Annotated in this window: 2 protein-coding genes; both read right to left on the reverse strand. The window is 74.7% G+C overall.

Annotation, left to right across the window (positions count from 1 at the left end; all coding sequences use genetic code 11):
• Window positions 1-54 precede the first annotated feature (54 nt).
• On the reverse strand, window positions 55-288 hold the full coding sequence (locus ABT247_RS33155) for a hypothetical protein (protein WP_350750260.1): 234 nt from the start codon (window positions 286-288) through the stop codon (window positions 55-57).
• 95 nt (window positions 289-383) lie between these two features.
• Window positions 384-2039, reverse strand: a complete 1656-nt coding sequence (locus ABT247_RS33160; protein ID WP_350750261.1) for an ABC-F family ATP-binding cassette domain-containing protein — start codon at window positions 2037-2039, stop codon at window positions 384-386.
• Window positions 2040-2162 lie beyond the last annotated feature (123 nt).

A 2162-nucleotide genomic window follows, 5' to 3' on the forward strand; every position in this document is an offset into this window, starting at 1 on the left:
GGCACCGCGCCCCGGCCGGCCGCCCGCTGTTCCGGCAGCGGGCGTCACCGTGTTTCACCGGCCCGCCGCACCGGGCCGACCGGCCTCTCCCGCAGTGCGCACCGCCCACTCGACCACCCCGTCCGGGATCGGGCGGGTCGCGAAGTGGCGCACGGTCCGCCGCTGCGCCATCACGTCGTGGAAGGCCTTGCTGCGGGCCTCGGCCTCGTGGGCCGGCACCGTCATCGGGGTGAGCGGGACGGTCGGGTACGGCGTCCCGGTGGCGTCCCGGCCTGTGCTGTCAACCATGGTGCACAGCACAGCAGATGACGGCCCGTCCGGGAAGAGGTCGAGACCAGTCGCCGGATGCGGCGGGAGCCCGCGGAGCCCCCGCCGCGGTCGGGCTACAGCTCGTGCACCCGCCCGTCCCGGACCTCGATCCGCCGGTTCACCGCCACGGTGTCCAGCATCCGCCGGTCGTGGGTGACCAGCAGCAGGGTCCCGGTGTACGAGCCGAGCGCGGCCTCCAGCTGCTCGATCGCCGGCAGGTCCAGGTGGTTGGTGGGCTCGTCCAGCACCAGCAGGTTGACCCCGCGCGCCTGCAGCAGCGCCAGCGCGGCCCGGGTCCGCTCGCCGGGGGAGAGGGTGCCGGCCGGGCGCAGCACGTGCGCCGCCTTGAGGCCGAACTTGGCCAGCAGGGTGCGCACCTCCTCCGGGGTGAACTCCGGTACGGCGGCCGCGAAGGCCTCGGCCAGCGACTCCCCGCCGAGGCCCTGCCCGGTCCTGAAGATGTGCCCGCGCGCCTGGTCCACCTCGCCGACCACCACGCCGGAGCCCAGGGAGGCGCTGCCGCCGTCGAGTTCGAGCCGGCCGAGCAGGGCGGCCAGCAGCGTGGACTTGCCCGCGCCGTTGGCGCCGGTGATGGCGATCCGGTCGGCCCAGTCGATCTGCAGGTCCACCGGGCCGAAGGTGAAGTCGCCGCGCCGCGCCACGGCCCCGCGCAGGGTGGCGACCACCGAGCCGGAGCGCGGAGCGGTGGCGATCTCCATCCGCAGCTCCCACTCCTTGCGCGGCTCCTCGACCACCTCCAGCCGCTCGATCATCCGCTGGGTCTGCCGGGCCTTGGAGGCCTGCTTCTCGGTGGACTCGGCCCGCATCGCGCGGCCGATCTTGTCGTTGTCGGAGGACTTGCGGCGGGCGTTGCGCACGCCGTGCTCCATCCAACCGCGCTGCATCCGGGCACGGGCCTCCAGCCCGGCCCTGGTGTCGGCGTACTCCTCGTACTCCTCGCGGGCGTGCCGGCGGGCCACCGCCCGCTCCTCCAGGTACGCCTCGTAACCGCCGCCGTAGAGGTTGATCTGCTGCTGGTGGAGGTCCAGCTCCAGCACCTTGGTCACGGTGCGGGCCAGGAACTCGCGGTCGTGGCTGATCAGCACGGTGCCGGCGCGCAGGCCCTTGACGAAGGCCTCCAGCCGCTCGAGACCGTCCAGGTCGAGGTCGTTGGTGGGCTCGTCCAGCAGGAACACGTCGTAGCGCGAGAGCAGCAGCGAGGCCAGGCCCGCGCGGGCGGCCTGACCGCCGGAGAGCGCCGTCATCGGCAGGTCGAGGGAGACCTTCAGGCCGAGCGAGTCGGCGACCTCCTCGGCCCGCTCCTCGAGGTCGGCGCCGCCGAGGTCCAGCCAGCGGTCCAGGCTCGACGCGTAGGCGTCGTCGGCGCCCGCCCGGCCCTCGACCAGGCCCTCGGTGGCCTCGTCCAGCGCCGCCTGGGCGGCCGCGACCCCGGTGCGCCGGGCCAGGAAGTCGCGCACCGACTCGCCCTCCCGCCGCTCCGGCTCCTGCGGCAGGTGGCCGACCGTGGCGCTCGCCGGGCTGAGCCGCAGCGAGCCGGCCTCGGGGGTGTCCAGGCCCGCCAGCAGGCGCAGCAGGGTGGACTTGCCGGCGCCGTTCACGCCGACCAGCCCGATCACGTCGCCCGGGGCGACCACCAGGTCCAGGCCGGAGAAGAGGATGCGTTCGCCGTGGCCGGCGCTGAGGTCCTTGACTACGAGTGTGGCGCTCATGATGGAGCCGATTGTAGGAGGAGCGGGGTCGGCGGCGGAAAAGCCCGGGGGCCGCGACGATCGGTGCCCGCTGCGGTCGGGTGCCGGTCGCCGGGTGACGGGGGAACGGGTGCGGGAACGGGG

Source organism: Kitasatospora sp. NPDC001539 (assembly GCF_040298565.1).
Lineage (GTDB): Bacteria > Actinomycetota > Actinomycetes > Streptomycetales > Streptomycetaceae > Kitasatospora.

Coding starts and splice junctions, on each gene's coding strand:
- ABT247_RS33155 (WP_350750260.1), bottom strand. CDS start 288: ATGGTTGACAGCACAGGCCGGGACGCCACCGGGACGCCGTACCCGACC.
- ABT247_RS33160 (WP_350750261.1), bottom strand. CDS start 2,039: ATGAGCGCCACACTCGTAGTCAAGGACCTCAGCGCCGGCCACGGCGAA.